This is a genomic window from Flagellimonas alvinocaridis, from assembly GCF_965248585.1.
Classification (GTDB): Bacteria; Bacteroidota; Bacteroidia; order Flavobacteriales; family Flavobacteriaceae; genus Flagellimonas; species Flagellimonas alvinocaridis.
Genome location: NZ_OZ252111.1, coordinates 542,120 through 567,673, shown reverse-complemented (window position 1 = coordinate 567,673; position 25,554 = coordinate 542,120). Strand labels below are relative to the sequence as shown.

General features: G+C 44.0%; 20 protein-coding genes. 10 read left to right on the top strand and 10 right to left on the bottom strand.

The features are described 5' to 3' along the window. Positions 1–20 precede the first annotated feature (20 nt). Complete coding sequence (gene groL / locus ACP14V_RS02515; RefSeq protein ID WP_129653473.1) at positions 21–1,652, top strand: chaperonin GroEL; 1,632 nt, start codon at positions 21–23, stop codon at positions 1,650–1,652. A gap of 302 nt (positions 1,653–1,954) precedes the next feature. Here the strand turns inward: groL and ACP14V_RS02510 are convergent, their stop codons facing one another. The 8 genes from ACP14V_RS02510 to ACP14V_RS02475 all read right to left on the bottom strand — a co-directional run bounded on the left by ACP14V_RS02510 (position 1,955) and on the right by ACP14V_RS02475 (position 13,292). Then, positions 1,955–3,688: an efflux RND transporter periplasmic adaptor subunit gene (locus ACP14V_RS02510; protein WP_272610778.1), complete on the bottom strand. Its 1,734-nt coding sequence runs from the start codon at positions 3,686–3,688 to the stop codon at positions 1,955–1,957. Between the two features lies 1 nt (position 3,689). Beyond that, positions 3,690–4,400: a PepSY domain-containing protein gene (locus ACP14V_RS02505; RefSeq protein WP_272610779.1), complete on the bottom strand. Its 711-nt coding sequence runs from the start codon at positions 4,398–4,400 to the stop codon at positions 3,690–3,692. 3 nt (positions 4,401–4,403) lie between these two features. Continuing rightward, the gene (locus ACP14V_RS02500) at positions 4,404–6,899 is read right to left on the bottom strand and encodes a heavy metal translocating P-type ATPase (protein WP_272610780.1); all 2,496 of its coding nucleotides are present in this window, start codon (positions 6,897–6,899) and stop codon (positions 4,404–4,406) included. Between the two features lie 67 nt (positions 6,900–6,966). Continuing rightward, positions 6,967–7,518, bottom strand: a complete 552-nt coding sequence (locus ACP14V_RS02495) for a helix-turn-helix domain-containing protein (protein ID WP_272610781.1) — start codon at positions 7,516–7,518, stop codon at positions 6,967–6,969. Positions 7,519–7,552: 34 nt separating this feature from the next. After that, positions 7,553–7,867, bottom strand: a complete 315-nt coding sequence (locus tag ACP14V_RS02490) for a heavy metal-binding domain-containing protein (protein WP_272610783.1) — start codon at positions 7,865–7,867, stop codon at positions 7,553–7,555. A 16-nt stretch (positions 7,868–7,883) separates the two neighbouring features. Continuing rightward, entirely contained in the window at positions 7,884–9,104 is a 1,221-nt protein-coding gene (locus ACP14V_RS02485) for a TolC family protein (RefSeq protein WP_272610784.1), read from the bottom strand. Next, positions 9,101–12,838 (bottom strand): efflux RND transporter permease subunit, encoded by a 3,738-nt coding sequence (locus ACP14V_RS02480; RefSeq protein ID WP_272610785.1) that lies wholly within the window; start codon positions 12,836–12,838, stop codon positions 9,101–9,103. The genes ACP14V_RS02485 and ACP14V_RS02480 overlap by 4 nt, the downstream gene beginning before the upstream one ends. Positions 12,839–12,929: 91 nt before the next feature. Continuing rightward, the gene (locus ACP14V_RS02475) at positions 12,930–13,292 is read right to left on the bottom strand and encodes an HYC_CC_PP family protein (protein ID WP_242502079.1); all 363 of its coding nucleotides are present in this window, start codon (positions 13,290–13,292) and stop codon (positions 12,930–12,932) included. A gap of 155 nt (positions 13,293–13,447) precedes the next feature. Here ACP14V_RS02475 and ACP14V_RS02470 point away from each other — a divergent pair, with 155 nt between their 5' ends. From ACP14V_RS02470 to rodA, 7 genes are all read left to right on the top strand, one after another. Further along, entirely contained in the window at positions 13,448–13,900 is a 453-nt protein-coding gene (locus ACP14V_RS02470) for a GAF domain-containing protein (RefSeq protein ID WP_272610786.1), read from the top strand. Between the two features lie 90 nt (positions 13,901–13,990). Continuing rightward, on the top strand, positions 13,991–15,523 hold the full coding sequence (gene purH, locus ACP14V_RS02465; RefSeq protein WP_272610787.1) for a bifunctional phosphoribosylaminoimidazolecarboxamide formyltransferase/IMP cyclohydrolase: 1,533 nt from the start codon (positions 13,991–13,993) through the stop codon (positions 15,521–15,523). A gap of 55 nt (positions 15,524–15,578) precedes the next feature. Then, positions 15,579–16,607: a rod shape-determining protein gene (locus ACP14V_RS02460; RefSeq protein ID WP_424987778.1), complete on the top strand. Its 1,029-nt coding sequence runs from the start codon at positions 15,579–15,581 to the stop codon at positions 16,605–16,607. 53 nt (positions 16,608–16,660) lie between these two features. Next, positions 16,661–17,476 (top strand): rod shape-determining protein MreC, encoded by an 816-nt coding sequence (mreC, locus tag ACP14V_RS02455; protein ID WP_272610789.1) that lies wholly within the window; start codon positions 16,661–16,663, stop codon positions 17,474–17,476. Continuing rightward, positions 17,469–17,975 carry a rod shape-determining protein MreD gene (locus tag ACP14V_RS02450; protein ID WP_272610790.1) on the top strand — a complete coding sequence of 169 codons (507 nt, stop codon included), beginning with the start codon at positions 17,469–17,471 and terminating at the stop codon, positions 17,973–17,975. The genes mreC and ACP14V_RS02450 overlap by 8 nt, the downstream gene beginning before the upstream one ends. Positions 17,976–18,030: 55 nt before the next feature. Further along, the gene (locus ACP14V_RS02445) at positions 18,031–19,899 is read left to right on the top strand and encodes a peptidoglycan D,D-transpeptidase FtsI family protein (RefSeq protein WP_272610791.1); all 1,869 of its coding nucleotides are present in this window, start codon (positions 18,031–18,033) and stop codon (positions 19,897–19,899) included. Then, positions 19,889–21,172, top strand: coding sequence for a rod shape-determining protein RodA (gene rodA / locus ACP14V_RS02440; RefSeq protein WP_272610792.1), 1,284 nt, complete (start codon positions 19,889–19,891; stop codon positions 21,170–21,172). The genes ACP14V_RS02445 and rodA overlap by 11 nt, the downstream gene beginning before the upstream one ends. On the opposite strand, the gene ACP14V_RS02435 is transcribed toward rodA, so the two are convergent. Beyond that, entirely contained in the window at positions 21,169–21,972 is an 804-nt protein-coding gene (locus ACP14V_RS02435; protein WP_272610793.1) for a DNA/RNA non-specific endonuclease, read from the bottom strand. The two genes, rodA and ACP14V_RS02435, sit on opposite strands and share 4 nt — an antisense overlap. 134 nt (positions 21,973–22,106) lie before the next feature. Beyond that, the gene (locus ACP14V_RS02430; protein WP_272610794.1) at positions 22,107–24,287 is read right to left on the bottom strand and encodes a carboxy terminal-processing peptidase; all 2,181 of its coding nucleotides are present in this window, start codon (positions 24,285–24,287) and stop codon (positions 22,107–22,109) included. Between the two features lie 200 nt (positions 24,288–24,487). Between ACP14V_RS02430 and surE the strand changes: the two genes are divergently transcribed. Beyond that, positions 24,488–25,267 (top strand): 5'/3'-nucleotidase SurE, encoded by a 780-nt coding sequence (gene surE / locus ACP14V_RS02425; RefSeq protein WP_136565463.1) that lies wholly within the window; start codon positions 24,488–24,490, stop codon positions 25,265–25,267. Next, a complete protein-coding gene (locus ACP14V_RS02420) occupies positions 25,257–25,544 on the top strand; it encodes a hypothetical protein (RefSeq protein WP_116216237.1) in 288 nt (95 codons plus the stop codon). The genes surE and ACP14V_RS02420 overlap by 11 nt, the downstream gene beginning before the upstream one ends. Positions 25,545–25,554: the final 10 nt, after the last annotated feature.

Sequence of the window (25,554 nt, the reverse complement as noted above, 5' to 3'; positions counted from 1 at the left end):
TAAAAATCAACTAAAAAGAAATGGCAAAAGACATTAAGTTTGATATAGATGCACGTGACGGCCTGAAACGAGGCGTTGATAAATTGGCCGAAGCCGTGAAAGTAACCTTGGGTCCCAAGGGAAGAAACGTGATCATCAGCAAATCCTTTGGCGCTCCCCAAGTGACCAAGGATGGTGTATCCGTTGCAAAAGAAATTGAATTGGAGGACGCCCTAGAGGATATGGGTGCCCAAATGGTGAAGGAAGTTGCTTCCAAAACCAATGACCAAGCCGGTGATGGTACCACCACCGCCACTGTTTTGGCACAAGCAATTGTAAAAGAAGGTTTGAAAAACGTTGCTGCCGGCGCCAATCCCATGGATTTGAAACGCGGTATTGACAAAGCTGTTGAGGCTTTGGTGGCCGATTTGGAAAAACAAGCCAAAAAAGTAGGTAGCGATACTGACAAAATAAAGCAGGTTGCCGCTATTTCTTCCAACAATGACGATACCATTGGCGACCTTATCGCCACTGCTTTTGAAAAAGTAGGTAAAGAAGGTGTTATTACTGTGGAAGAAGCCAAAGGTACCGATACTTATGTAGATGTTGTGGAAGGAATGCAGTTTGACAGAGGGTATCTTTCTCCTTACTTCGTGACCGACACTGACAAAATGATTGCCGATTTGGAGAGTCCTTATATTCTTCTTTTCGACAAAAAAATCTCCAACCTGCAGGAAATCCTACCTATTCTTGAGCCCGTTGCGCAATCAGGAAGACCGTTGTTGATCATTGCCGAGGATGTTGAAGGACAAGCTTTGGCCACTTTGGTAGTGAACAAATTGAGAGGTGGTCTTAAAATTGCCGCTGTGAAGGCTCCTGGATTCGGGGACAGAAGAAAAGCCATGTTGGAAGACATCGCCATCTTGACCGGAGGTACCGTAATCTCTGAGGAAAGAGGTTTCTCTTTGGAAAATGCTTCTTTGGATATGCTGGGTACTGCCGAGACCGTAACCATCGATAAGGACAATACCACTATTGTAAACGGTTCAGGAAAAGCGACTGACATCAAAGCTAGAGTAAACCAAATCAAGGCGCAAATCGAGACTACAACCTCAGATTACGACAAGGAAAAATTGCAAGAGCGTTTGGCCAAATTGGCTGGCGGTGTTGCGGTATTGTACGTAGGTGCTGCCTCTGAAGTGGAAATGAAAGAGAAGAAAGACCGTGTGGACGATGCGTTGCATGCTACCCGCGCCGCTGTTGAAGAAGGTATTGTTGCCGGAGGTGGTGTTGCTTTGGTACGCGCCAAAAAAGTCCTTGAGAAATTGGAAACCGAATCTTTGGACGAAACCACTGGGGTTCAGATCGTGGCCAAGGCCATTGAGGCTCCATTGCGTACCATCGTTGAAAACGCTGGAGGCGAAGGTTCTGTTGTAATTTCCAAGGTTTTGGAAGGCAAGAAAGACTTTGGTTACGATGCCAAGGCCGATCAATATGTTGACATGTTGAAAGCTGGAATCATCGACCCTAAGAAAGTGACCCGTATCGCTTTGGAAAATGCCGCTTCGGTTGCAGGTATGATCTTGACCACGGAGTGTGCATTGACCGACATCAAGGAAGATACTCCTGCCGGACCTCCAATGGGTGGCGGCGGAATGCCAGGAATGATGTAAAACCCCATTGGGATTTAAAATAGGAACGCCCTGATTTTCATCAGGGCGTTTTTCTTTCTTTTCAGTTATGGCCCTTTGGGCCAAAAAACCACAAGTTACTTCTTCTTACCAGTAGCTTGGGTAGTCTTCTTGGCATTGCTTTTTACAGCTTTGGCAGGAGATGACTTTCCAGTTGACTTCGCTTGTTTCATGAGTCAATAAATTAAAAACTGAAGTAAATGTATATCAGTTTTCAATTCCATGATTTTTATTGGCTAAATATTAACTAAACTGGAAATAAAATATTTTTTATAATTTGATTATCAGTTTATTACACTAACTATACTTCCGCATTTCAACATGGCTTCACCGTAATATGGGTTCTTGATTTCCTCCTCTAGACTCAACCAATTTGCCCCTTTGCTTTTGTTGGCCATAGGACATTGTTGTACATATAGCTTCTTGCCCATTCCTGTTATCCCATTTCCAATCAGTATCATGTTTTCCGACAATTGGACAAAGTGATCTCGCTGGCTGTCCAACGAACTTTCCGAAGCAATAGTCGCGAATTGATTCCCAATCTTCGAAAAATGAATCTTTGTCTTTTCATCCATTTCCATGGCAGCAATTTGTTTGGCATTCTCCATCCCCTCACTGGCAAATTGTTGTACCTGTTCCATATTGGAAGCCACCAAGGCATCTTTTAGTTTAAGATACGGATCCAACAATAAGTCAAAGGCCGTCTTGGCATCTTTTGAGATTTCCATATCCATTTGCATTCCAGCTCCATGTCCTTCATGTCCGGTCATGGTTCTTCCCCCGCTTTTATTCATCATAGATTTTTTCCCTTGAAGTTGTGCAGCCGCATCCACGGTGAAGGCACCCTTGGCGACTACCTCCTCACCTGAATTCAATCCAGAAACCACCACATAATTCCCATTGACCAAATTCCCCAAGGTCACTTCGCGCATCTCAAAGATGCCTTCTCCTGAATTTGGCTTTACATAAACAACAGAGCGTTCCCCAGTCCAAAGAACCGCACTTTCCGGAACGGTAAGGGCTTCCGTTTCGGTATCGTTCTCCAATTGGATTTCGGCAGTGACAAACATCCCTGGCTTCAGCAACCCTTTTCTGTTATCAAGATTCGCACGCACCTCAAGGGTCCTGGTGGAACTGTTCAACAAGGGATCCACAAAGGAAATCTTTGCATTAAAAGTTTCATTGGGGTACGACTTTGTCCGCACCTCAAGGTTTTGTCCTTTCTTAAGAAGTGATAATTGGTTCTCGTAGGCATCGAAAACGGCCCAAACCGAATTTAAATTGGCCACTTTCACCAAAGGGGAGCCGGTGCTTACATAATCCCCTTCTTCGACCATGATTTCCGAAACCACTCCCGAAACATTGGCATATACCGGGAAATTTTCACGAACCTTTCCTGAACTTTCAATTTCATTGATTTGATTTTCAGAAAGTTTCCAAAAGGTAAGCTTGTTTCGAACCGCGGCATAAAGCGCCGGTTGGGAAGCCTTTAAATTGGCTGCCGTAATCAATTCTTGTTGTGCGGCTACCAGCTCGGGAGAGTAAATAGTGGCCAGTTGTTGCCCCTTTCTCACCTCTTCGCCTTCAAAATTGATGTTGAGCCTTTCTATCCTCCCATTAAAGTAAGCTGATTGTACGGCATCCGCTTCTTGGTTGATAGCCACTTTTCCAGAGAGTTTCACACTACCTTCCCCTGTTATCCCAGCACCCACGGTCACCGTTTCCACACCAGCGAGCGCCATGGCATTGTTGGACATTCTGATCTGTCCCATGGCAAGGCCTTCATCTGAAGAGCTGGCCGGAATCAAATCCATACCACAGATAGGACAGTCGCCAGGTTCCGGCTGCATGATTTGAGGGTGCATGGAACAGGTCCACATTTCACCGGATGCCATTTCCTCGCTGTGATCATGCCCATCGTTAGAATTCATTTCTTCAAGACCTGAACCAAAAATCAGATACCCCAATAGAAGTCCAACCAATGCTGCAACTGCAACAAATACACTATTCTTTTTCATACTATTTATTATTTCGTTTAACCACTTTTCGAACTGATGGGGAAGACGTGAACCAAAGCAGGAAACCACTCAATACCGTAATCAGTCCCAATAAAGAAAATCCCCGGAGCAACAGGGTATTGAAATCATCCCTCCCTTGATAATCCATGGTATGTGTCATCCATAAAAAATCAAACCAACGCCAATCCCTGTGCCGTACCGTTTGAAATGCCCCATTGTTGAGTGCCACATACGCCTTAAGTTCGTCCGTAGTCCCATATGAAATCTCATACGCAGGCAAGGGTCTTCCCCTATACTCGTGATGTGGCCCCACTTCATTAATCTGGGCAATGGAGCTGACCTTAAGGTCAGCGCGCATATGATCGGCCGCCACTTGCAGCGCCTCTTCCTTGGTTACACTTTCTTTTTGCTCCCCAGTTTTGGCATTGAACAACTGTGCCCCATTGATCCAATAATAGGGCTGACCAGCAATCTCCAAAAGCTCCATGGACGTAATCGCCTTAACACCGTTTAGGCTATCCGTACCCAAAAGATTGGTAAAGGATGTGGCCTTGGGCGGCATTTTTTTGAAATGATCTCCATGGATTTCATCAATATCCGTCCAACTGAAATACATCCCGCTGATCGTCCACATCAGGAATTGAATCCCCAAAAAGATTCCCAAGTACCTGTGGGTCTTTCGAATTTTGATTGCTGTTTGTCGTTTTACCATTATTTAGTCGATTGATTTAGTTCGAAGTCTGAGTGCATTGGCAATGACCGATACGGAGCTAAAGCTCATGGCCAAGGCTGCGATCATGGGAGAGAGTAACAATCCAAAAAATGGATAGAGCACTCCCGCGGCGATAGGAACCCCCAAGGTGTTGTACACCAAGGCAAAGAACAGGTTTTGCTTGATATTGCCCATGACGGCACCACTCAGGTTGAATGCTTTGACAATACCATGCAAATCTCCTTTTACCAAGGTAATGGAGGCACTTTCCATGGCCACATCGGTACCTGTTCCCATGGCAATCCCAACATCACTTTTGGCCAATGCAGGTGCATCATTTATTCCGTCTCCGGCCATGGCCACCACCCTACCTTGGGACTGCAATTCCGATACTTTTTTAAGTTTGTCCTCGGGCAGCATACTCGCTTCAAAGTCGGACAAATGAAGTTCATTGGCCACGGCTTGGGCCGTATCCCGGTTGTCGCCGGTAAGCATGATCACACTCACACCTTTATCCTGTAGCGCCTTGATGGCCTTTGCACTGGTTTTCTTTATGCGATCCCCAATGACCACATAACCCACCGCTTTTCCATCGATGGCCAAATAGGACACGGTCTTTCCTTGTTTCTGATAGGTTTGTACCTCATTTTCCATGGCTTCGGACACTTCTACGCCTACTTCCTGCATCATCTTACGGTTACCCAAAGCTGTCTTCTTTGCATTTACAGTTCCTTGGACCCCTTTTCCGGTAACAGCTTCAAAGCCATCAGCTTTTAAAATATCAATATTCTTTTCTTTTCCGTAGTTCACAGTGGCCTGAGCCAAGGGATGCTCGCTAAGATTGTTCAAGGAAACGATGTACTGTAAAACCATGCTTTCATCGTTATCGCCAAATGTCCCAACTTTTTCAACAGCGGGTTTCCCTTCGGTAATGGTCCCGGTTTTGTCCACAATAAGGGTATCCACCTTGTTCATTTTTTCCAATGCTTCGGCATTTTTGATCAAAACGCCATGTTGGGCCCCTTTGCCCACCCCCACCATAACGGACATTGGAGTGGCCAGCCCTAGGGCACAGGGACAGGCAATGATCAATACGGCGATTGCATTGACCAACGCATATACATAGGCCGGCTCTGGTCCCCAAATGGCCCATACGCCAAAAGTGACCACGGCTATGGCCACCACAATGGGCACAAAATATCTAGATACGGTATCGGCCAATTTCTGGATAGGCGCCCTGCTACGACTGGCATCGTTCACCATTTTTATGATTTGGGACAATAGGGTGTCCGACCCCACTTTTTCGGTTTTCATCAAGAATGATGTATTCCCGTTGATGGTACCACTGCTTACCTTATCTCCTTTCTCCTTGTTCACAGGAATGGGTTCGCCCGTGATCATGGACTCATCTATGGCTGTCTGACCTTCCATCACCACGCCATCCACAGGAATCTTTTCCCCGGGCTTTACCCGTAAAATATCCCCTAACTGAATGTCATCGATATGTACTTCCTCCTCTTCTCCATTGATTACCCTGATTGCTTTGTTCGGGGCAAGCTTTAATAGCTCCTTTACGGCAGAATTGGTCTTGCTGTGGGCCCTGGCTTCCAATACCTGACCCAAAAGTACCAAGGTAAGGATGACTGTTGCGGCCTCAAAATACACGTGTACCGTACCCGCTTCCGTCTTGAACTGTTCCGGGAAGAAATCCGGAAAAAGCATCCCAAAAACACTAAAAGTCCATGCCACTCCGGCACCAATACCAATGAGGGTGAACATGTTCAGGTTCCAAGTTTTGATACTTCTATAGGCCCGTTCAAAAAACATCCAAGTGGCGTAAAAGACCACGGGCAGGGAAAGGGCAAACTGCACCCAGTTCCAATACTTTTGCGGCAAAATGGTGTACAATGGATTATTGGGCACCATTTCACTCATGGCTATCAAAAAAATGGGCAGGGTAAATGCCAAGGCCAGCCAGAATTTTTTGATCAATTTTTTATACGTTTTCTCCTCTGCTGAAAGATCTGGCTTTTTGGGGACCAAATCCATCCCGCAGATGGGGCAACTGCCCGGTTCGTCCCGAACAATTTCAGGATGCATGGGGCAGGTCCATTGTTCTGAGGAAGGAGTGGATAAATTCTGTTCCTCTACCAAATCCATTCCACAGACCGGACAATCTCCAGGTTTATCATAGGTTTTATCCCCCTCGCAATGCATGGGGCAGTAAAAGACCCCTGTTCCATTTTTCACTGCGGGTTTTTCTTTTGGTTGGGGTGGATGGTGATGACCGGGCATATGGATGCTATATCTTCCCCCATCCTTTTCCAAGGCTTGTTGAAACCGTTCCAAGGGAATATGCTCCTCCATGGTGATCAAAGCTTCGGCCTTTTCCAAATTGACCTCAGCGGAAATTACCCCGTCAACCTCAGAAAGGGTTTTCTCCACATGGCCCCTGCATCCGTTACAGGTCATTCCGTGTATGTGATAGGTGTGCTTCATTGTTTTTGTTTTTATGTCGAAACTACCGTATCCTCCGGTCAACTACTTTTACAATTTTGGTTAATTGTTATACAATTTGGTCCCAAGCCTTTCTGTCCCACTGCTGAAGTTTTTGATATTCCCCCATGGACATTCCGGTGATGGCCTTGAACTGCTTGGCCAAATGGCTCCCACTGGCATAGTTTAGATCATAGGCAATCTCAGAAAAGGTTTTGTCCCCCATTTGAATCTGTTCCTTGGCCTTTTCAATTTTTAGCCTGATGAAAAACTTTTCAATGGTCATCCCCTCAGTCGCACTAAAGAGTTTGCTCAACACCGAATATTCCTTTTTCATTTTGTCGGATAGATACTCCGAGAGATTCCGGTCCACCCCATGGTTCAATGCCATGAGCACATGCTTTTTGATTTCAGCAATGCGGGTGTCGTTTGGATTCTCGATCAGCTCAAACCCATTGCAGACCAAAATCTCCCGAATATCGTCCATGCGATGCGATGCATCATCCAAGAACTGGATCTCACCCAAATCCATTTTCACCACGGCAATGTCCGCCTTTTGAAACTCGTCTTTCAAAACGCTCTTGCAGCGGTCGCACACCATATTTTTGACTTTAATGATCATAACCTGTGTTATATGGATGGGTAAAGTTTGAAGCTTAATTATGGGTATGCCCGTCCTTCATGTGCTCCGTATTTAAAACATAAGTCATCCCACAAGTTGGACATTTCCCTTCGGTATCGCTACCGCTGCCCTCACAATGCATGGGACACACATAGGCTGATGCATATTCCTTGCCTTGCATATCCTTGGTTTCCATATCGTTCATGTTGTCCATATCATGCCCTTCATGATCCATAGTCGCTTCCGTGGAAGTTTCCTTTGCCTCTTCTGTTTTTCCTTTACAAGATATGGTCAATACCAATGCCGATGCAAATGCGATTCCGATAATTGTTCTGATGTTTGTTCTCATTTTCGTTAAAATTAAATTACTTGTTGATTACATAATTGATTAAGGCAGATTGCACATAGTACATCTGCACAGATTGTATTTGATTGAGCTGAAATTTCAACTGCAATTCTTGAATGTCCAGTACATCATTGAAATCAATGGTGCCCGTTTCATAGTTTTTGATGAGGATTTCCTCCGCATCCTTGGCCTGATCCAGATTTTTAGCCTGAATGGCATGGGCAATCCGGGCCTCGTTACGCTGTGAAAGCGCTTTGGCAAATGTGTTTTCCAACACATTCAACCGTTCCTGCTTTTGCAGTTCGATCTCCTGTTGGCGCAATTGGTTCTGTTTGGTCACAGACTTGAACTTATTGTTGAAAATGGGAATGGAAAGGGTAACCATGGGCATTACAATGTCCTTGCCATTGTCACTGAAGCTCATATCGGGTCGTTCCGAAACGGTCACATAGTCCAATCCAAATCCGAGACTAGGGGCATTCTCCTTTTGATTGAGCAGTTCGGATTGCACCACGGATTCGTACAATTGGTCGTACTTTAGGAGTTCCGGGTTCAGGGTCAAGGCTTCCTTTTCAAGAATGGGATCGTCCTCTGGGATATCCATTCGCTCCACCACCTCAATTGAAATACTTTCATCCCGATTCAGCAAGTTGTTGAACACGGCCTGTTCCGCGATGTATTGTTGCTGCAATACTTCTTTTTGTTGTTGAAGTTCATTCTGTCTAATCTGAAGTTTAAGCACATCCACTGCCGATGCTTTTCCCACTTCAACTGAAGTAAGGGCCAAGCGTTCATAGGTTTTGAGCAAGGCAATATTCTCATCGAGTTTCGCCTGTGTTGCCTGCAATGCGTACAATCGGTAATAGGATTGGGCCACGGACAATGCCAATTTGCGTTTGGCTATGGCAATTTCCACATACTCGGCCTCGGCCATGGAACTGGCGTAGTTTTCACGGGCCGTAATGGTCCCAAACCAGGGCAGCATCTGTGATACTGAAAATCGGGCTCGCTGTGGACCGGTCCGTGTTTCGGGTTCGCTCACAAAATAACCCGCTCCAATAGTTGTGTTGGGTAAGGTGTTCACCTCATCCACCTTTTCCTTGGCGATGTTGTACCGCAGCTCCAAAGCCTGAATCAGTGGATTGTTCTGCTCCGCCTCCTGAAGATACAATTCCAAGGATTGGGCATTCATTCCAGCTGTCAACAGGGTAAATGCCATAAAAATGAGATTCTTTTTCATCGATTTTGCATTTTAAGTTGCCACTCGCTTTTCCAACTGAACAATACAGGCACCACAAACAGGGTGATCAATGCGATAAGCATTCCCCCAAAACTGGGAATGGCCATGGGAATCATTATATCGCTTCCCCTTCCGGTGCTGGTCAATACGGGCAAAAGGGCCAAAATAGTGGTCGCCGTGGTCATTAAACAGGGTCTAATACGCTTCTCCCCCGCTTCCAAAACCGATTCCCTGATGGCTTCCAAGGAGGTAGGGGTATTTTTCTGAAAGGTCTGCGTTAAATAGGTGGCCATAACCACACCGTCATCCGTAGCAATTCCGAAAAGGGCAATGAACCCGACCCAGACCGCAACACTCAGATTAATGGGATGCATTTGAAACAGGTCCCGTAGATTTTCACCAAAAAAACTGAAGTTCAAGAACCAGTCCTGACCATACAGCCATATCATTAAAAACCCACCGGCAAAGGCCACGGCAATTCCCGTGAACACCATCAAGGAAGTGGCCATGGACCGAAACTGAAAATATAGGACGAGGAAAATGATCAATAGGGCCAGCGGTACCACAACAGACAATGTTTTTTCTGCCCGAAGTTGGTTTTCATAGGTACCCGTAAACTGATAACTGATTCCCTTGGGCACCACCAACGCACCACTATCAATTTTTTCCAGAATCTTGGCTTGGGCATTTTCCACCACAGCCACTTCTGCAAAGCCATCCAGCTTATCAAAAAGAACATATCCCACCAAAAAGGTATCCTCACTTTTAATAACCTGCGGACCTTGTTCGTATTTTATGGTAACCAATTCGCTCAACGGAACGGGGTTGCCCTTTTCCACGGGCACATAAATATTGCCGATATCCGTTGGGTTTCCCCTAAGCTCTCTGGGGTATCGCACCCGAACCCCATAACGTTCCCTTCCTTCAACAGTTTGGGTCAAGGTCATACCGCCAATGGCCACCTCAAGAATTTGCTGTACATCTTCAATGACCACGCCGTATCTTACCAACTTTTCACGGTCGATATCAATCAGCAAATAAGGTTTACCCACAATGCGATCGGCAAAAACAGCTTCGCCCTTTACCCCATCAGCTTCTTTGAGGATGGACTCCAACTGCATTCCAAACGCCTCGATTTCCTTTAAATCTTGTCCTTTGACCTTGATTCCCATGGGAGCGCGCATCCCAGTTTGAAGCATTACCAAACGGGTTTCAATAGGTTGCAATTTGGGGGCAGAAGTAATTCCAGGCAATCGGGTCACCTTCACAATTTCATCCCAGATGTCATCCGGATTTTTGATTTCTGGACGCCAGTTCCTAAAATATTCCCCATTGGGATCAGCAATCAGTAGGTTCCTATCAATACGAAGCGGTTCGCTCACATGTGAACTTGCGTAATTTGCTTCATTCTGAACTTCTAGATTGGGATTGGCGGCCACTTTTCCGCTCTTCAATACAAAATAGCCATCTTCATTTACCTTAAACCGTTGTGGTGATCCTGATTCATTTTTCTCGTATTCGGAGCGGTATTGGATCACATTTTCATACATGGAAAGCGGAGCGGGGTCCAAAGCTGATTCGGTCCTTCCTGATTTCCCCACTACGGTTTCAACTTCAGGGATGGTGGCCACGGCCATATCCAACTGCTGCAACACCCTTTTATTTTCCTCTACCCCTGCATGTGGGAGCGAGGTGGGCATCAACAGAAAAGAGCCTTCGTTAAGGGAGGGCATAAATTCTTGACCTGTGTTACGCATGATCAAAAACCCGAAGACCACGATCACCGTAGGAATTGAAAGGAAGAGCAGTTTGTTCTCCAATGCCCACAACAATATGCGGTGATAGTATTTTCGGAATAGGTAGAACACGCCCAACAGTACCCCACAAATCAACCCAACAAAAATTAGGTTGATGGCTATGCTCCTGTCAAAGCCAAGGGGTCTCCAATAGGTAGCCAATAAAAATAGTATGGTAGTGATGCAAATGACCACATTGAGCCATGTAACATCCTTTTCAGACACCAACTTTTTCAATCTTAAAATGCCCAAAACTCCAAAAGCCACCAAGGTCAGGCCAAGCCATTGTCCAAAAACAACCGCTACAACACCCAAGGTGATAAGCGCACCATTCCAAATGTATTTTAGAAGAGGTCCTTGCGGTTTTCTTTTGAAAATGATGGCCGCAAAAGGAGGAATGAGGAACAGTGCCACAATTACGGAAGCTGCCAAGGCCATAGTCTTGGTAAATGCCAGTGGACGGAACAATTTCCCCTCCGCCCCTACCATGGTAAATACCGGGATAAAACTGATGATTGTGGTCAGCACGGCGGTCAATATGGCTCCGGAAACTTCTGATGTGGCATTGTAGACCACGGTGTTTATAGGCAGGTTTTGGGTATTCTCATCCCGGTGCCGGATAATGTTTTCGGAAAGGATAACCCCAACATCCACCATAGTACCAATAGCAATGGCAATTCCGGAAAGGGCCACAATATTGGCATCCACCCCGAACAGTTTCATGGAAATAAAGACCATGAGCACGGCCACTGGAAGCAATCCCGATATCAATAACGAAGCCCTCAGGTTGAAGACCATTACCACAATCACCAAAATGGTAATCAGGATTTCCAAGGTCAATGCTTCATTTAAAGTCCCCAAGGTTTCTTGGATGAGTTCCGTGCGATCGTAAAATGGCACAATGGTCAACTGTGATGTAGTACCGTCCTTTAATTCCTTTGACGGCAATCCGGCACTGAGCTCATTGATTTTCTCCTTTACATTATTGATGACCTCCAAGGGATTGGCCCCATATCGCGCCACAACAGCACCACCGACCACCTCGGCACCTTCCTTGTCCAAAATACCCCTTCGAACAGCAGGTCCCAAGGATACATGGGCTACATCCTGTACTCTTATGGAAGTATACTCTGTTGAAGTGACCACAGCATTTTTAATATCTTCCAAGGATTTTATGTATCCCAGTCCACGGACCAAATATTCTGCCTTATTGATTTCCAAGGTCTGTGCCCCAATATCGCGGTTGCTCTGCTTTATGGCCTTCACCACTTGATCCAGGCCAATCTTGTACTGTTTCAGCAATTCTGGATTTACATCAATTTGGTATTCCTGCACAAATCCACCAATGGAGGCGACTTCAGAAACCCCACTGGCCGAGGACAGGGCATACTTTACATAGTAATCCTGAACGCTTCGCAGTTCCTGTAAATCCCATCCACCGGTAACATTGCCCTCTTCGTCACGTCCTTCCAAGGTGTACCAGAAAATTTGCCCCAAGGCAGTGGCATCGGGACCCAATGCCGGATTCACCCCACTGGGCAAAAGATTACTGGGTAAGGAATTCAGTTTTTCCAGAATACGGCTTCGGCTCCAATAAAATTCCACATCTTCCTCAAAAATGATGTAGATACTGGACAGTCCGAACATGGAAGAACTCCGTATGGTCTTTACCCCGGGAATGCCCAATAATGAAGTGGTCAACGGATAGGTGACCTGATCTTCCATGTCTTGGGGTGACCGCCCAGGCCACTGGGTAAACACAATCTGTTGGTTTTCCCCAATATCAGGGATGGCATCCACTGCGACAGGGTTCTTGGGAAGAAATCCAGTGTCCCAGTCAAATGGAATGTTCACCGTACCCCAACCTACAAATAGGACTAGGAGTAAAACGGCCACTAATTTGTTCTCTATGAGAAATTTGATGCTCTTGTTCAGCATAAAGGTTTGATTTAAACAATTGGATCAGAAAAAAGTGCATAAATAGGCATGCCCAACCACAAGGGGTCGGGTACAATCAACCAATGTTAAATCAAATGAGGAAAGTCTGATGCAGCACTTGGACGTCCTGTATCAGTGGGGGTGGGGCGTAGTCCCTAAAGGCACTGACCTCCTCCACATTGTTTTCGAAAAGATAAAAATAGGAATGGACAAAGCTTACCAAAAACAGCTGTTGTCCAACACTAAAATCATCAAAAGAGATTTTTAAGTCATCCTGACCTTGAACAGTGAATGACTCATCATCACAACAAGATTTTTCCATCTCCATGTCCATACCACAATCATCCGCATGAGCAAAAAAGGAAATATCCTGTACTTTACCCATACAAATATGCTTGTCCACGGTCCAAGAAACCGTTGAGGCCAAGACCAAAAGGGCCATTACAGACGACATAATTTGATGAAAAATCTGTTTCATTTCCCTACAAAACTACAAAAATTGGTGATTTATTGTTTTGTTTAACAGAAGTTTAAAAATACAGTCCAGTAAGTTTATGGCTTTGCATCGGACAAACCCCCTATTCCATACCTTTGCAAAAAAATAGATTTATGTTGGCAACCCTTCAACCCAGAGTACTTTCCATTATTGCCGATGATTCGAAAACCGCGGACACCCGTTTGGGTGAAATCTGTGAACTATTACGCAGCGAAGTACCCTATTACGATTGGGTCGGGTTTTACTTCAGAAATGGAGACAAGGAGGAACTGAAATTGGGTCCATATGCAGGTGCACCCACGGACCATACCATTATCCCTTTTGGAAAAGGTATTTGTGGACAGGTGGCGGTGAGCAACCAAAATTTTGTGGTTCCCGATGTGGCGGCTCAGGACAACTATATTGCCTGTAGCATAACCGTAAAAGCGGAAATTGTGGTTCCCTTGTTTGTGAATGGGGAAAATGTGGGACAAATTGATATCGATTCCAACACCCCTGACCCCTTTTCCGAGGAGGATGAGCGGTTTTTGGAATTCATCAACGATAAAGTGGCCGGAATTCTGTAAAACTCCTCCATTTTGTTGATAACCCATTCTACTTTTTAGCAACAAAACAAGTACTTTTGTGGGTTTAAGAAATTGATTTTTAAGATACCCATGAAGACTGCCAAAAAAGCCTCCGCTGCACTGATTTCCGTATTCCACAAAGATGGTTTGGAGCCCATCGTAAAAAAACTGGATGAACTCGGCGTAACCCTTTATTCCACAGGAGGAACCGAAACATTTATCCGCAATCTCGGTATCGATGTGGTACCCGTGGAAGACGTTACCAGCTATCCTTCCATTCTAGGTGGACGGGTGAAGACATTGCACCCCAAAGTGTTTGGCGGCATTTTAAATAGACAGGACAACGAAAGCGACGTGGCCCAAATGCAAGAATTTGACATTCCCCAATTGGACATTGTCATCGTTGACCTCTACCCTTTTGAAAAAACCGTGGCCAGTGGTGCTTCGGAACAAGATATTATCGAGAAAATCGATATCGGTGGTATTTCCCTAATCAGGGCCGCTGCCAAAAACTTCAAGGATGTACTCTGTGTTTCCTCCATGGAGGATTACGAGGACTTCCTCAACGTTATTTCCGAAGGAAATGGTACCACTACTATGGAAGACCGCAAGCGTTTTGCCGCCAAGGCATTCAACGTTTCCTCACACTATGACACGGCCATTTTCAACTATTTCAATGCGGAAAAGGAAGAAACCGTACTCAAAATCAGTGAAGCCAAAGGACAAGTGTTACGCTATGGGGAAAACCCTCATCAAAAAGGATTCTTCTTTGGAGATTTTGATGCGATGTTCACCAAACTGCACGGCAAGGAGCTATCTTACAACAACCTTTTGGATGTGGATGCCGCAGTAAACCTGATGGGAGAATTTGTGAATGATGACCCCACTTTTGCCATTTTAAAACACAACAATGCCTGTGGCCTTGCCACCCGAAGCACCATCAAGCAAGCTTATGTGGATGCCTTGGCTGGCGACCCGGTCTCAGCTTTTGGTGGTATTTTGATTTCCAATGTTGAAATTGATGCCGAAACCGCAGCGGAAATCCACAACCTGTTCTGCGAAGTAGTCATTGCACCAAGCTATTCCGATGAGGCGCTGGAAATCCTAAAAGGAAAAAAGAACCGCATCATCCTTGTTCAAAACCAAGTAAGCCTGCCAGAGACTTTAGTCCGCACTTGCTTGAATGGATTTTTGGTACAGGACAAGGATTCCAAAACCGATTCCAAAGAAGACTTGAATCCTGTTACAGATAAAAAACCAACTTTAGAAGAAATCGAAGATTTGATTTTCGCTTCAAAATTGTGCAAGCATACCAAAAGCAATACTATTGTTTTGGCCAAGAACAAACAACTGTGCGCCAGTGGAACAGGTCAAACATCCCGTGTGGATGCACTGAACCAGGCCATCCATAAAGCAGGGTCGTTCAATTTCGATTTAGAGGGTGCCGTAATGGCCAGTGATGCCTTTTTCCCTTTCCCAGATTGTGTTGAAATTGCGGACAAGGCGGGCATTAAAAGTGTCATCCAACCAGGAGGATCCATCAAAGATCAATTGAGCATTGATTATTGCAATGAAAATGGAATGGCCATGGTAATGACTGGCACAAGGCATTTTAAACATTAATTTTAGTACATTAGCCGGTAATTTTTTACCGTTAATCCGAAAATAAACGCTTTTTATGGGATTTTTTGATTTCATGACCGAGGAAATTGCCATTGACCTTGGTACTGCAAATACCCTGATCATCCACTTGGATAAAGTGGTTGTGGACAGCCCTTCCATTGTGGCAAGGGATCGCGTGTCCGGAAAAATCATCGCGGTGGGGCGCGAAGCCAACATGATGCAGGGGAAAACCCATGAAAACATAAAGACCATACGGCCTTTGAAAGACGGGGTAATCGCAGACTTTGATGCCTCGGAAAAGATGATCAATATGTTCATCAAAAACATTCCAGCTCTAAAGAAAAAATGGTTCCCGCCTGCATTGCGAATGGTCATTTGCATCCCTTCCGGTATCACCGAAGTGGAAATGCGTGCGGTTAGGGAATCTGCGGAAAGGGTGAACGGCAAGGAAGTATACCTTATCCATGAACCCATGGCAGCGGCTATTGGTATTGGATTGGATATTATGCAACCCAAAGGAAACATGATCGTGGATATTGGTGGGGGTACCACCGAGATTGCGGTAATTGCCTTGGGCGGCATTGTTTGTGATAAATCGGTGAAAATTGCGGGCGATGTGTTCACCAACGACATTATTTATTACATGCGCACCCAGCACAACCTCTATGTAGGGGAGACTACCGCTGAAGCGATAAAAATTGAAATTGGTAGTGCCACTGAAGATTTAAAGTCCCCTCCAGAGGACAAGTCCATTCAAGGAAGGGACCTATTGACCGGAAAACCCAAACAAGTTCAGGTTTCCTATCGAGAAATAGCCAAAGCCTTGGACAAAAGTATTTTACGGGTTGAAGATGCTGTAATGGAAACACTATCGCAAACCCCTCCCGAGCTTGCCGCCGATATTTACAACACCGGAATTTATTTGGCCGGTGGTGGCACCATGCTCCGTGGATTGGACAGAAGACTTTCACAAAAAACGGATTTGCCGGTTTATATAGCCGAAGACCCCTTGCGAGCTGTGGTTCGTGGAACTGGAATAGCCCTTAAAAATTTAGAGCGCTACAAGAGCATCTTAATCAAATAATTTGCGAACTCCGCTTGCTTTTGGCGTTCGAACTTTTATAACGATACGATTGCATGCAACGGATCATTAATTTTGTTTTACGCTACAGAAATGCTTTTCTCTATGGCTTTCTTGCGATTATTTCGTTGATCATTACGGTTCGTTCGCATTCCTATCACCAATCCAAGTTTTTTAATTCTTCCAAATGGTTGACCGGTAATATTTATGGCTCAGCCGCAGATGTTTCATCTTACTTTGGTCTAAGGGAAGAAAACAATAGGCTTGTCAAGGAAAATGAGCGTTTGCGCAAATTACTGTTCAATATGAAGGTTAATAGTTCCCAACAACTGGATTCCTCTTTTGTTGCCTACGAAGTCCTGAGTGCAAAACTCATCAAGAATAGTTATACTTCCCCAAGAAATTACATTACTATCAACAAGGGAAGAAATCAAGGTGTTAAACAGGATATGGGCGTCATCACCACAAAAGGCATATTGGGCATTGTTGAAAATGTATCCTCAAATTTTGCCACCGTGCAGAGCGTTCTAAACACCAAGTCCAACATCAACGCCAAGATCAAACATTCAGAATATTTTGGCTCACTGGTATGGACTGCTGAAGATTATACCATGGCCCAGTTGATAGACATCCCCAGATTGGTTCCGTTGGTTGTGGGCGATACCATTGTCACCGGCGGTATGTCCAGTATTTTTCCAGAGAACATCCCTATAGGTACCATCAAAAAATATGACCTTAACACGGCCGGAAGCTTTTACAATATAGATGTTGAGCTTTTTAACGATATGGCCAACATAAAGAATGTATATCTCATAGAAAACAAGAGCAGAGAAGAAATTAAAACACTGGAAGCACGTACCACAAATGAATAATTCTGTATTGCTAAATGGTTTTAGGTTTGTATTGTTGATTTTGGCCCAAGTGCTGATTTTCAACAATCTTAGCTTTATGGGAAGCATCAATCCATTTGTGTATGTAATTTTCTTTTACTGGTACCCCATTAAAGGAAACCGCACCTTCTTCATGCTGATTTCCTTTTTGTTGGGATTCATTATTGATATCTTTTCGGACACCATGGCATTACATTCCATTGCATCCTTGACCGTGGCCTATGCAAGACCTGTAGTGATGCGATTCTGTTTTGGGGTCAATTATGAGTTTCAGAATTTTAGCTTCAAAAACACCACAAAAATTCAACGTGTTGCTTTTTTGGCCTTGCTGATATTGATCCATCAAGTTGTTTTCTTTTCGTTGGAAATTTTAAGTTTTACCCACATCCTTTTAATTTTGAAGAAAGTTTTTGGCACAGGTATCGTAACTTTAATATTATGCACACTATTCAGTTCTCTTTTTAGTCCAAAAACTGAATAAAAAAGGTAATGCTACGTTGAACTATTGAAGGACCAAAGCTTAAATCAGATTGTCCATGAAAAAACTGCTACTATCATCCGTGATTGTGCTAATAGGGTTTACCTTTATTGGTAGGCTTTCCTATTTGCAGCTTTTTCGTTTTTCTCCCGATCAAATATTGGAGGATCCCGCCATCAAAAAAATCTACGACTATCCTGAACGGGGATATATCTATGATCGAAATGGGGAACTCATGGTGGGCAATCAGCCTGCTTATGATGTCATGGTGATTCCACGGGAAGTAAAACCTTTGGATACTTTGGAATTCTGTGGCCTTTTGGGAATTGAAAAATCCGTCTTTACAGACCGTATGCACAAAGCCCGGACCTATTCTCCAAGACTTCCATCGGTTTTGGTACCCCAGCTCTCCAAGGAGGACTATGCCAAGTTACAGGAAAAAATGAGGCATTATGCCGGATTCTATATTCAAAAACGTTCCCTGCGTTATTATGCTACCAATAGTGCTGCCAATGTATTGGGGTATATTAGTGAGGTAAATGAATGGGAACTCAAAAACAATCCCAACTATGTGGCCGGGGAACTAAAAGGGCATACAGGGATTGAGAAACAATATGAAGAGGTGTTAAGGGGTCGCAAAGGGGTAAAACACATTCAGAAAGACCGCTTTAACCGTGATATTGGCCCTTATAAAAGTGGAAAATTGGACACCCTTCCCGAACAAGGGAAGGAAATCCATACTACTTTGGACAAAAAACTTCAGGAATATGGAGAACGATTGATGCACGGAAAGCATGGGGGAATTGTTGCCATAGAACCTAAGTCTGGTGAGATTTTGGCCATGATTTCCGGCCCTACCTATAACCCGGCATTATTGGTGGGCAGACAGCGCTCCAAAAACTACAGTAAACTACACTACGACACTATTTCCAAACCTACGTGGGACCGTTCCATTTTGGCACAGCCCTCCCCTGGTTCTCCCTTTAAAACCTTGAATGCCCTCGTTGGATTGCAAGAAGGAGTCATAGAACCCGACACCAAATTTAGATGTTACCATGGTTTTTATGTGGGTAACACGCTCCGGGGATGTCATTGCGGTGGCGGGGTGCGCAATTTAAATTCAGGAATCCAACAATCCTGCAATGCCTATTTTGCTGGTGTCTTTAGAAAAATATATGATAAATATCGCACTACGGATGAAGCTATGGACGCTTGGGAAAAGCATATGAAGAGTTTCGGTCTGGGCAATTTTTTAGGTACAGATCTGCCAACAGGTGCTCCAGGTCGTATTCCGGACAAATCGTATTACGATAAATGGTACGGTGATGGTAGATGGGCCGCCTCCACCATTATTTCCAATTCCATAGGGCAAGGAGAAATTGCCGCCACTCCCCTGCAATTGGCCAACATGACTGCCGCCATTGCCAATCGCGGTTATTTTTATACCCCCCATGTCATAAAAAGTATTGGAAATTCAGGATCCATAGATCCAAAATTCACGGAACCCCATTATACCACCATAGATCGGAAATATTTTGACCCTGTTATTGAAGGTATGGCCAACGTATACAAATACGGAACTGCGAGGTGGATACAAATTCCTAGTGTTGAAATTGCTGGAAAGACAGGTACCGTTGAAAATTTTATCCGAGTGGATGGTGAACGCATGCAACTTACGGACCATTCAGTTTTTGTGGCCTTTGCCCCAGTGGAAAACCCACAGATTGCGATAGCTGTATATATTGAAAATGGGTATTACGGAGCGCGTTATGCAGGTCATATTGCCTCCCTCTTGATTGAAAAATATATCAAAGGTGAAATTACCCGAAAAGATCTGGAGAAACGTATGCTGGAAAAAACCTTGGAGCACGAATATGCCAAACCATACAGTGGGGAACCTTTCAAGATAAATGAATATGTCTGGTAGGGGACTCTTTGGAAGAATAGATTGGATTACCATTATTCTTTACGCACTTTTGGTATTTATAGGATGGATCAACATATATTCTACATCACTCGTAGACCAAAGCACCTCCGTTTTTGATTTCACCACTCTTTATGGCAAGCAGCTTTATTTTATTGGACTTTCCTTATTGGGCATAATATTGGTCCTCTTTGTGGAATCAAACTTTTTTGAGCGGTTCTCTTCCATTTTTTATGTAGTATCCCTTGTGTTGCTGCTTGGACTTTTTGTGTTTGGAAAGACCATTGCTGGAGCAACATCATGGTACAATCTTGGTTTTTTTAACCTGCAACCTTCTGAGCTGGCCAAAGTGGCAACAGCACTAGCTCTGGCAAAGTTTTTAAGTGACATTCAAACAGATATTAGAACCCGGAAGCACCAGATGTATGCTTTGGTCATTATCTTGCTTCCTGCTTTTTTAATTCTTCCACAACCAGACCCTGGAAGTGCCCTCATCTATTTTTCATTTTTTTTCGTGTTGTTTCGCGAGGGGTTTCCTTTGTATTATCTGGGCATATTGTTGTTCATAGTGGCCCTTTTTGTTACTACCCTGATGTTCGGGACAGTCTGGGTTACCATAGGAATGGTGGTTCTTACCCTGCTGGTCTATACCTTTAAAAAAGCATCCGTTAAAATTCCTTTGTTGCCTGTACTGGGCGTCATTATAGTTTCCACCCTTTTTTCACTTTCGGTGAATTTTGTATATGAAAATGTGTTCGAACAGCGCCACCGAGATCGTTTTGCCCTTTGGCTAGGTCTGGAAAAAGACGAAGACAAGCTGGAAGAAATACGAAAGACCATCGGGTACAACACCTATCAATCTGAAAAGGCCATAGAATCAGGTGGTTTTTTTGGAAAAGGTTTCTTGGAAGGCACCAGAACAAAGGGGGATTTTGTCCCTGAACAGCATACAGATTACATTTTTAGTTCTGTTGGAGAAGAATGGGGGTTTTTGGGAACTGCAACCGTTGTATTACTATTTTCTGTTTTCTTTTTACGGTTGATTTATATTGCGGAGCGGCAAAAAAGTGATTTTAGCCGAATGTACGGGTATGGCGTAATCTCCATCTTGGTATTCCATTATTTCATCAATATTGGCATGGTGATTGGCCTACTGCCCACAATCGGTGTTCCACTGCCCTTTTTTAGTTATGGAGGCTCCGGACTTATATTCTTCACCATGCTACTCTTTATCTTTCTGAAACTGGATTCCAATCGTTTGAAGGACGGTATTTAAAAATCCCAACCGGTAGTGTTTACCATACGCTCATGGGCATCTTGCCATGTTTTGGGCTGTTTTTCAAAAAAATCGATTCCAGTTTTTTCCTCCAGTACTTCAACGGAAACCAAAAAGGTATCTAGAGAAGCGTTACTCTCTACATTGGGAATCAAAAAAGCGAGAACAGGTCTTATCGAGTTCTTTTCGGTATTGAGCACAATCTTGTAGAACGCTCTAGGCACATCTACATCTTCCTCACCAATTTCATCCAAATCATTTTCCAAAACACCCCCAGTGACCACAAATAAATCTCCATACTTCTTACACCACTGCCTTACTTGTTGCTCCAAACGGTTCCAGACCCCGGCATTAAAATCCCTATCCTGTGGGCTTATGTTACTGGTATAAAAGGTCTCGTTATAGGCATATTCCGAAAAACGTCTGTCTCCGGCAGGACATAAATGTCCACGATCATACCCAGAACCTCTATAATTTCTCCAATCTGCCGATTTGGTTCGTACCTTGGGGTCTTCTATAAAGTAAGGACGTTCTCTGTCATCGTAGGTCAAATGCTCCTTTTTTAGTTCGTAGGCCACCCATTCTGCCTGCTCATGGGGCTCACTATAGGAAAGGACAAAATTTTGATGAAAAACAATATCTCCAGTGGTTGACCGTGGCAATAAATTTGAGTCTTCCAAAACAACATCAGTTGTTTCTACGGGATTTGTATATGTGGCCGGAGTATAAAAATTTTCAAATACCCAAAAGCCGATTATACAAGCCGCAAAAAGCACTGCGAATATTGTTTTATTTCTCATATGTTGGGCTTCACTATAAATTTGGGAATAATCATTTCTTTATTAAAACAATTTGGATTTGAATATCAGCGTCTCAGAATAGGGTATAAAAAAACCGTCCCCTCAAGGACGGCTCCTTTTTTACTTTGATAAAGTTATCCTTTTACACTGGCTAATTTACGCTCATTGTTTTTAATGTTATTCATCTGAAGGTCTTTGAGAACATTGACCGCCTCTTCCACATATATGTCTTTGGCCAAGCTCTTATGCCATCTATCCCTTTTCTCTCGGAGAACAGAGTCTTGGGTAAACAGCTCGGTTTCGTACTCCAATGACTCAAAAGCCAATTTGGAATCATAATCCCTTAGTGTCTTAAAGTGTTCCGAACGCTTTTTGGCTTCATTCTCCCTGCTCACATAGCTATCAAAATTCAACGAAATCACGGTTTCATCCTGTTGTTCCTTCAACCACTTGGCATTTTCTTCGATAAGCTTGATTTGGGCATTGTTTTCCATTCGCTTTTTACTGTTGGCCACAGTGGTCTCAAAGTCGATGTATCCATCCCAAACCTTATAATCAGCAGGCGTGATTTTATCCCAACCCAATGGGTTTTCTTGATCGCGTTCCCCCAAATCAATATAGCTGTATTTATCAGGAACCACGATATCACTCTTAACTCCTTCCAGTTGGGTAGAGCCTCCATTGATACGATAGAATTTTTGGGTAGTCAATTTTATAGCACCTAAATCCCCGTGCTCATTGCTTCGAACAATATTGTCCAATGGAATTACATTCTGAACCGTTCCTTTTCCAAAAGTCTGCTTGCTTCCAATAACCACAGCTCGCTTGTAATCCTGCATGGCAGCTGCCAAAATTTCGGAGGCAGACGCGGATAGTTCATTGACCAAAATTACCAATGGACCGTCCCATTGAATTCGTTCATCCTTATCTTCGTGTACCTCTTTGCGCTGTCCTGAAGAACGTACTTGAACAATAGGCCCATCCTTTATGAACAACCCGGCCATTTCAACCACGGTTTTCAATGATCCGCCGCCATTGTCCCTTAAATCGAGAACAATACCTTCAGCTCCAGCTTCTTTCAAGCGCTCCACTTCCTTGGCCACATCGGTCGCGGCATTTCGTTCAGTATAGTCCTCAAAATCAACATAAAACTTGGGTAAGTTGATGAGGCCAAATCTATGGTCATCACCTGTCTTTATAGTTGCCGATTTTGCATAAGATTCTTCCAATTCCACAACATCGCGGGTAATGGAAACCACCTCAATGGTGCCATCCACCCTTCTAACGGTAAGGTCCACAATGGTCCCTTTGGGGCCTTTGATCAACTTTATGGCATCATCAAGACGCATTCCCACAATATCAATAGGCTCTTCGCCATCTTGCCCTACTTTTAGGATTTCATCCCCTACTTCCAAGGTTTGATCTCTCCATACCGGACCTCCCGAAATGATTTCAACAATCTTTGCTCCCTCAGGTCTTTTTTGCAAACGGGCTCCAATACCTTCAAACTTGCCGGACATACCAATGTCAAAACGTTCCTTTTCCTCCGGCGCAAAGTAAAAAGTATGTGGGTCAAACTCATCCACTATGGTATTTATGTACTGTACAAACCAATCCTTTCTCTCCAAATCATCCACAAAATCAAAGAACTCGTCCAAGGTATTCTTGGTGTTTTCGCGTGCTTCTTCCTCGGTCAATTCACGATTCACGGAGGTTGGAATTTCGTTGTATTTTACAAAAGCCTGTGCATATGCTTGTGGGCCATCCCCTTGTGCGGTTTCAGAAATCCGATTTTCCACCTTGTTCTCAAAAACGGCCAAGGTGTTATATTTCAGTTGTTTTCTCCAACGCTCCTTAAGTTGTTTCTTGTTCGCTGCAAATTCTTGCTTTTCATAATCAATATCGATAGACTCATCAAGCGTATAGTCGAAAGGCTCAGAAAGCACTTCCTTGTAAATTTCCTTGGCCTCGTTCATGCGGACCATCAAACGCTGATATACTATATTGAAAAAAGTGATTTCCGTATTTCTGATTTCATCATCGATCATAAACCGGTACTTTTCAAATTCCCGGACATCACTTTCCAGAAAATATCTTTTGGTAGGATCGAGGATATCGATAAAATCATCAAAAACATTGGAACTAAAAGTATCATCCAAATCTTTAGGCTCATAATGGCCTCGCTCCAAGACATAGGTAATCAAATCCAACAGTAATTTGTCCTTGTCATCGTTCTCAAAAGACTTATTGGTAAAGCTACAAGAGGCGACTGCAACAAGAATCACCAAAAGTGCCAAAACGAAGTTCTTCTTCATAATATGTTTTTTTCGGACCGAAACCATCTGACCTGATAGGTTGGATTTGCATTACGGTATCCGTCGTTTTTAATTGTATGAATTCCCTAAGATACTGAAAAAACCGTGCCAGTTCGTTGTGTCCCGCTTAATTTTTTGTTAAACGGTTGGGACGTCATATCCTTATGAAAAACGTATTTTTATGCCATTAATTATGCAAAATGGAAAAACCGCTCATTCTGGTCACCAATGATGATGGAATTACCGCACCAGGCCTAAGGGCCTTAATACGGACCATGAAAGAAATAGGGGACGTTATTGTAGTGGCCCCAGACAGTCCACAATCGGGCATGGGACATGCCATAACGGTAGACAGCACCCTATTTTCCAAGAAAGTGGTGGTAGACCATAAGGAAGGTGCTCCAAGTGAGTACAGCTGCAGTGGCACGCCAGCCGATTGTGTAAAATTGGCCCTTAAGGTAATCTTGGACCGAAAACCGGATATTTGTGTGAGTGGTATCAATCACGGGTCCAACTCTTCCATCAACGTGATCTATTCCGGCACCATGAGTGCTGCCATAGAGGCAGGTATCGAAGGTATTCCTGCCATTGGGTTTTCCCTATGCGATTATTCATGGGAGGCCAATTTTGAGCCATCCCTAAAGCCTATCAAAAAAATTGTAGCAGAGGCTTTGGCCAATGGAATCCCAAAGGGGACCGTGCTCAATGTGAACATTCCCAAAACCTCTGAAGAACCCAAAGGCATCAAGGTTTGTAGGCAGGCGCGAGGGAATTGGAAGGAGGAATTCGACAAGCGCACCAGCCCCTCTGGAAAGGATTATTATTGGTTGACGGGCGAATTTGAACTTTTGGACAAAGGTGAGGATACAGATGAATGGGCGCTGGCCAACGGTTATATTTCAGTGGTACCCACCCAATTTGACCTTACGGCACACCATGCCATTTCGAACATTAACAACTGGAACTTGAATGGACACTAAAAAGGAAATCATTATCGGTTTTGTTGTAGGCATCATAGCAAACACTTTTGGAACTTTACTATACATTCTTTTGTTTTCTGATATTGGTATTGTGGACACCTTCAATGCCGCAGTGGAACAAGGCCATATTGGCAGTTTATTGGCCTTGGGTGCCATTTTGAACCTGATTGCATTCTTCGGGTTTCTCCGTATCAAAAGGGATTTGAGGGCAAGAGGGGTCATGATTGCCACATTGTTGACCGCCTTGGTGATTTTGGCCTACAAAGTTTTGTTCTAATTGAACTTGA